A 6,982-nucleotide genomic window follows, 5' to 3' on the forward strand; every position below is an offset into this window, starting at 1 on the left:
ACATATTTATGCAACAAAGCCTCATTTTAAGGGATGTTATCAAGTGCTACAAAATTTTTTTGAAAAGAGTAGATTTTTAGTTATTATAGTTATTATAAATTGCATAATATCTTCTATTTTTTTATATTTATCAACTATATATCTTCTAATTGATACAATAATTTTTATTATAAAAAATATATATGCAACTAATTTTGAAGTAAAAATAGTTGTTGTTAAATTTTTAAAAATCCTCGATGTCTCGTTAATTGCTATTACATTTCATTTAATTTCAGCAGGTTTTTATAAATTATTTATTCAACAAGCTATTTTTGACAATAGTTCTTTTCTTAAGACACTATCAATTAATAAGTTTCATGATCTAAAAGTTATTATATTACATGTATCTATTATAGTTATAGTCATCTTGTTTTTAGAAGATATTGTTGTTTTTGGTGGAACTTTAGCCAACTTATATGCTGGTATTTCTTCTAGCCTAGTCATATTAGCAATAATTTTTACTTGTAAGCTATTAGATAATGATCATCACAAAGACGATGAATAACTTAAATCGCAAGGACTCATTTATAATTACTCTTTTATTTGAGCATTTAATTGAAGTTAAGATTAGAGATCGTCATGTATTGAGAAAAAATGTCTGATTCAAACTTCACTAAACTCAAAATTGCGTCAAAGATTGCAGCTTCAAATGGCTTTGTTGCACAAAGATTTGAAATGCAAAGCGCCCCTAATTGAGCCAAATTTAAGGCGTAACTTGGGTAAGTGGTCGACCTAATTCCGTAAATCTGTTGAGGACTGCTACACGTCCATGAATCTCATTCACTTGGCTATCAAAACTCCTTTTTTCCATAGTGTCCTGCCTAAACGTTTAACTGTTCGAAGTAATTCATTTCGTTCTAGCGAGATGCTCTTTGTATCTTTCCATGGTTTCGCATTTTTTCTAGGTGGAATCACCGCATGCGCTTGCCGATCTGCAATGACCTCACGAGATTGCTTGATGTCATAAGCTCCATCGCTATAAACAGAGTCAACCCGCTCATCTTGTGGAATCTGATTAAATAAATCACCAAGCACCTGTAAATCACTGACATTATTGGTTGTGGGCTGAACTGCTCGTATTTGCAGGGTTTTGGCATCTATACCAATATGTAGTTTAAGCCATTGGCGACGATATTACGGAATAAGGATTTAATCATTAAGCAGCATTGGATGGCTGCATCGGAGTAGGTTTGATTTCGCCCTTGTTTACCTTTTGATGGAGCATACCATTGCATAGCAGGATCAAACCAAATGGCAATATTTCCGCGACTCATGAGTGCTCGGTTATATGCGGGCCAATTGGTTGTGCGCTAGATTTTGTGTGTAGACTTCTTCATTTGAAAATTATATCGCTGAAAAAGCCTTTACAGATAGGTTTGTGCAACAAAGCCTCATCTACCCCAATTTGCTAAGATAGCAAATTGGGAGAATTTATATCTCCTCACACACTGTTCATTCATTTTTGACCGAGAACAAGGTACACTAAAACCTACACTTTCTTTATAGATTGTCTCAAATTTACATAAGAAAAGTGCTTAAGATTGGTTAGTTAACCAAATTTTCTAATTAGAAATTTACTTTTATATTCAAGGATTTAACTCGCATGAATAGTGACACAGTTATGGCTGATCTTTCATCCCATACGCCGATGATGCAGCAATACCTAAAAGTCAAAATGGATTATCCACATGCGCTATTGTTCTACCGTATGGGGGACTTTTACGAATTATTCTTTGAAGATGCCCATCAAGCAGCTAAACTTTTAGGTATTACCCTCACCCATCGTGGTAAAACCAACGGCGAACCAATCCCAATGGCGGGCGTACCCTATCATGCCGCAGAGGGATATCTTGCCCGTTTGGTTAAAGCTGGCCGTACAGTTGCCATTTGTGAACAGGTTGGCGAGGGCGAGAGTGCAGGCTCTCGCGGTAAAGCACCAATGGAACGTAAAGTAGTCCGTATTCTAACACCAGGAACTTTGACTGATGATGCATTACTTAGCAGTTATCAGTCTTCAAATCTCGTTGCTTTATGTATTCAGCAAAATAAGATTGGTTTTGCCCTACTCGATTTAAGTGCAGGTATTTTTAAAGTTCAACAACAGGACTACAAGCCTGAACAGCTTCCCATTGAACTGGCCCGTTTGATGCCAAGTGAAATCCTGATTGACGAAGACCTGATTGATCAAAACATTATTGAACAGATTAAGAAAAATCTGGAATGTCCAATTACCAAACGTCCAAACGTTGATTTTAACTTAAATAATGCACAAAAGACCTTATGTGACCAGTTTGCAGTTTCGACCTTGTCAGGTTTTGGATTGGACCCAATTCCACTGGCAAAAGCAGCGGCGGCGGCATTAATCCATTATGCCAAAGAAACCCAAAAAACAGCCTTGCCGCATATTCGCTCCATTCAGATTGAGCAAAGTACCGACTTTATTGCACTTGACCCAATTACACGCCGAAATCTGGAAATTATTGAGCCTTTGTTTGATCATGGCACATCACTGTTTCAACTGATTAATGACTGCCAAACCGCAATGGGTGGTCGTTTACTAAGCCGAACGCTGATGCAGCCGATTCGTGATACTGCTATATTAGATGCTCGATTAGATGCCTCAGAGCAATTATTAAAAGGGTTTCATGAGTCTCCTGTACGTTTAGTATTAAAAGAAATTGGTGATATTGAACGGGTACTGAGCCGTGTTGCTCTGGGTAGTGCACGTCCACGCGATTTAGTTCAACTGCGTCAAGCATGTGCACAAATTCCATTTTTACGACACGCTTTAACACCTGTTTTAAAAACACAGCAATCCAGATTATTGACTCAACTTGATCAGGAACTTGGCGATTTTAAGAGCCTACACCAACATTTAATGGCGGCGATTGTTGAGAACCCACCTGTGCTGTTGCGTGATGGTAATGTCATTGCTGAGGGTTATGATGATGAGCTGGATGAGTTACGCAAAATTCGTGATCATGCTGGGCAGTTCCTGATTGACCTTGAGATTAAGGAACGTCAACGGACAGGCATCAATACCCTAAAAATCGGCTATAACCGTGTCAGTGGTTATTATATTGAGTTGACACGCGTTCAGGCCGAGCAGGCACCTGCCGATTATATTCGCCGTCAAACCTTAAAAAATGCCGAGCGTTATATCACTCCAGAGCTCAAGAGCTTTGAGGACAAGGTACTTTCGAGCGAATCCCGTGCATTAGCGCGTGAAAAACTCCTATTTGAATCATTGCTGGATGAGTTACGCCAAAATATTGCCCATCTACAAATGATGAGTGCAGCAATTGCCCATATTGATGTTCTCGCCAATTTTGCCCATCAGGCACGTCTCAATAACTGGGCTCGACCTGAATTTACCCCAGAAACCAGTATCAAAATTCAGGGTGGTCGCCATCCTGTGGTTGAAGCCTTAAATAAGACACCTTTTACACCAAATGATACATTCCTTGATTCCCAGCATCGTATGGCCATTATCACGGGGCCAAACATGGGTGGTAAATCAACGTTCATGCGTCAAACAGCACTGATTAGTCTACTTGCCTACTGCGGCAGTTTTGTTCCTGCCAAATCAGCAAAATTAGGTTCGATTGACCGTATCTTTACCCGTATTGGTTCTGCTGATGACCTTTCTACAGGCAAATCTACTTTTATGGTGGAAATGACTGAAACCTCACAAATTTTACATCATGCAACCAGTCAATCTTTGGTGCTGATGGATGAAGTGGGTCGTGGTACGAGTACTTATGATGGTCTCTCTTTAGCTTGGGCATGTGTGCTTGACTTGACCAAACGTGTGAAATGCCTATGCCTGTTTGCAACACATTATTTTGAATTAACTGAACTGGGTGGTGAAGCAGGTATTGATAACTATCATGTTACGGCGCAGGAATTAAACGGCAATCTAATCTTGCTGCATAAGGTTCAACATGGCCCAGCGAGTCAGAGTCACGGTTTGCAGGTGGCAAAACTGGCAGGCATTCCAGCCAACGTGATTAAAGAAGCACAAAAACGTTTAAAGATTCTGGAAAAGCAACAGCACCAGCATTTGCAAAATACTGTACAGACTGATTTATTCAGTGCAATTGACAATAAAATCGAAACTCACTTTGTTGAACGCATCATTGAAGTGCAAGCCCATTCACCTGCACTGGAGTTGTTACAAAACATTGATGTCGATGAATTAACCCCACGTCAGGCACTGGAACAGCTTTATCAATTAAAGGCATTATCTAAGACAGCTCAAACAGTTGAGAGCTAATCCATCAAAATGTCACGTGGAGATAAATCTGCCTACACAGCAAAACATAAAAGATAGGCGAAGCATATTGAGGAAAACGAACTGGATCAAGGGCGCTAAGATGCTGAACGTATAGCCTGGGCAACGGTCAATAAACAAGATGGTGATGGTGGGCTAAAGAAAAAGCATAAATAAGTCGATTAACCTTGTTGTTGAGACTTATTATCAACAAAAGTCATATAAATAAGTCCATTTCATTGATACGAATAATAAATATCAATAAAAGGAATTGTTTCTATCGGTCTTTTTTGCCTAAAATACGCTATTCAAAATGAAAACCATATTTTTTAGGTAGCTGCCGCCATGACCTTTGTTGTCACCGAAAATTGTATTAAATGTAAGTATCAAGATTGTGTTGAAGTTTGTCCTGTAGACTGCTTCTATGAGGGGCCAAACTTCCTTGTGATCAATCCAGATGAATGTATTGACTGTGCATTGTGTGAACCTGAATGTCCAGCAAATGCGATTTTCTCGGAAGATGAACTACCAGAAGGTCAGGAAGTGTTTATTGAATTGAATGCTGAATTATCAGAAAAATGGGCAGGCAACAACATCACTCAAATCGGTGAACAACCTGCCGATCGTGAAGAATGGAATGGCAAGCCAAATAAATTGCAATATTTAGAAAAATAATCATAGAAAAGACCAGTATTAACTGGTCTTTTTTTATACTCGAATCACACATTTCTTTGCAATTGCATCATTATTCATGCGCTATTTTGCATTAAAATGATACACATATCGTTTGTGAACTTGCTTTTTTATGATGCAAAATAAATTACAGGGCCTTTTTTCATTTTTTATCATCCCTGTGATGATGGTCGGTTGTGTCAGCTCAACCACCAAAGTGCCCCAGAATAACAACATCGGAAAAAGAATTTATATTCCTCAGGAACAGGTCACCATTACCCGCCCTATTCCAAATAAGATTGAACCTGCCTCTTATCGCATCTGGCTCAATCAGGGCGAGAACTATGCACGCGTTCGTGAATATGAGCAGTTTTTAACACGCAACAATCTGGCGCATATTATTCCAAGTTTTGAATTACTGCGTACCGCACGGGATTGGCAAAAATGTGGGCGCTCTGAATATATGGTGCCTAACCGCGAGTTATGGAACAACTCACTTTCAACCTTGCGAGTGTTTAAGTACCTGATTGCAGCCAAAATCCTGACAGATTTTGAAGTGACTTCGGTTTACCGTGATCTTCCTCTGAATCAGTGCGCTGGCGGAGCAAGCTCGTCCAGACATTTATTCAACTCAGCCATTGATTTGCGCATTGGCCCTGAATTTCCTCAACCACAGGATTATGCTTTTATTGAGCAAAGCAAATTCAAGCTTTGCCAGTTCTGGGCACAGCATGGTCAAGGTCTCAATCTGGGTATTGGTCTATATAGCTCAGGGCAAATCCATATTGACACACAGGGTTATCGAACATGGGGGCCTGACCTCACCCGAAATAGTTCAATGTGTAACTTCTAATAAACGATAATTTAAATCGATAAGAGATCTAAACGGTCTCTTTTTTATTTCAATGGTAGTGATTAATTCAGTAATCAAATTGCACTCTAGATATAAATGTTTAAAATGCAGCTAACAGATTTATAGGTAAACCTGATTATGCAACAGATGTGGACAGACATTGATGAATATATCAATTCACATTTAATTCCCACTGACCCAAAACTTCTACATGCATTAGACAATACCGATCAGCAGGGTTTTTCTAATCATCTGGCTGTTGCACCCAATCAAGGTATGTTTTTACAAATGCTGATTCAGATGAATCAGTGCAAGCGCGTGTTGGAACTGGGAACTTTTGCGGCTTATAGCACCATTTGGCTGGCAAAGGCCTTACCCGAAGATGGTTATCTACTGACCGTTGAAGGACGTGATACCCACGTCATCTTGGCGCAGGAAAACATTGATTATGCCAATATGCCCACCACGATCGAACTGAAAAAAGGTCGTGGTGCAGATGTGATGAAACAGCTTATTGCTGATGGCAGCGAAGCTTTTGATTTTATTTTTATTGATGCCGACAAACAAAGTTATCCTGAATATCTGGAGTTAAGTTTACAACTGTCCCATTCGGGCACCATTATCGTACTGGATAATGTCATTCGTGCAGGTGCAATTCTGGATGAAAACAATAAAAAACCAAGCATTGAAGGTATTCGGGATGCTTTTACGGCATTAAAAGATCATCCAAAGCTTTTATCCTGCACAGCCCTACAAACTGTTGGGTCAAAAGGCCATGATGGTTTTGCAATTGCGATTGTGAAATAGAGATTAAAAAACAACCTGAAATTTTTAATTATTTAATATCAATTACTTATATTTATACACAATGTTTTTCCATATAGTTATCCACAGTATTTGCGGATAACTAGTAGAGGGTCTATTAACACTTCACAGATGCTTGCGACAGCGATCATTTTTTAGGCGGAACAAGGCATGTATTGTGAAATTTAGTCATTCTAAATGAACAAGACATAACGCAGTAACGACAAAAAATGCTCCTGTCCCGTAGGGTTATGGCTAAAATATCCACAAAATTCGTTATGAAACTTGACAAGGGTCACGCCATTGCCTGCGTTTCATGCCTTGTTTGAGTCATTTTAGCC

Annotated in this window: 5 protein-coding genes and 2 pseudogenes; 6 read left to right on the forward strand and 1 reads right to left on the reverse strand. The window is 39.2% G+C overall.

Annotation, left to right across the window (positions count from 1 at the left end):
- Positions 1 to 43: 43 nt before the first annotated feature.
- Positions 44 to 544, forward strand: coding sequence for a YqhA family protein (locus tag B4H32_RS08980; RefSeq protein ID WP_334113410.1), 501 nt, complete (start codon positions 44 to 46; stop codon positions 542 to 544).
- A 198-nt stretch (positions 545 to 742) separates the two neighbouring features.
- On the opposite strand, the pseudogene B4H32_RS08985 reads toward B4H32_RS08980, so the two are convergent.
- Positions 743 to 1,376: pseudogene (locus tag B4H32_RS08985) on the reverse strand (transposase).
- A gap of 266 nt (positions 1,377 to 1,642) precedes the next feature.
- Between B4H32_RS08985 and mutS the strand changes: the two are divergent.
- The 5 genes and pseudogenes from mutS (at position 1,643) to B4H32_RS09005 (ending at position 6,644) form a co-directional block, all read left to right on the forward strand.
- Positions 1,643 to 4,315, forward strand: a complete 2,673-nt coding sequence (gene mutS / locus B4H32_RS08990) for a DNA mismatch repair protein MutS (protein WP_262450811.1) — start codon at positions 1,643 to 1,645, stop codon at positions 4,313 to 4,315.
- Between the two features lie 9 nt (positions 4,316 to 4,324).
- Positions 4,325 to 4,489, forward strand: a pseudogene (locus B4H32_RS12860) (hypothetical protein).
- A gap of 168 nt (positions 4,490 to 4,657) precedes the next feature.
- Positions 4,658 to 4,987, forward strand: a complete 330-nt coding sequence (fdxA, locus tag B4H32_RS08995) for a ferredoxin FdxA (protein ID WP_004639922.1) — start codon at positions 4,658 to 4,660, stop codon at positions 4,985 to 4,987.
- Between the two features lie 130 nt (positions 4,988 to 5,117).
- The gene (locus B4H32_RS09000) at positions 5,118 to 5,837 is read left to right on the forward strand and encodes a D-Ala-D-Ala carboxypeptidase family metallohydrolase (RefSeq protein WP_286802267.1); all 720 of its coding nucleotides are present in this window, start codon (positions 5,118 to 5,120) and stop codon (positions 5,835 to 5,837) included.
- Between the two features lie 138 nt (positions 5,838 to 5,975).
- Positions 5,976 to 6,644: an O-methyltransferase gene (locus B4H32_RS09005; RefSeq protein ID WP_004681058.1), complete on the forward strand. Its 669-nt coding sequence runs from the start codon at positions 5,976 to 5,978 to the stop codon at positions 6,642 to 6,644.
- Positions 6,645 to 6,982 lie beyond the last annotated feature (338 nt).

Source organism: Acinetobacter sp. UBA2063 (assembly GCF_002333245.1).
Taxonomy (GTDB): Bacteria; Pseudomonadota; Gammaproteobacteria; order Pseudomonadales; family Moraxellaceae; genus Acinetobacter; species Acinetobacter parvus.

Bases quoted from the DNA above. Each gene is read 5' to 3' on its own strand.
- fdxA (WP_004639922.1), top strand. From the start codon at position 4,658: ATGACCTTTGTTGTCACCGAAAATTGTATTAAATGTAAGTATCAAGAT.
- B4H32_RS09005 (WP_004681058.1), top strand. From the start codon at position 5,976: ATGCAACAGATGTGGACAGACATTGATGAATATATCAATTCACATTTA.
- B4H32_RS09000 (WP_286802267.1), top strand. From the start codon at position 5,118: ATGATGCAAAATAAATTACAGGGCCTTTTTTCATTTTTTATCATCCCT.
- mutS (WP_262450811.1), top strand. From the start codon at position 1,643: ATGAATAGTGACACAGTTATGGCTGATCTTTCATCCCATACGCCGATG.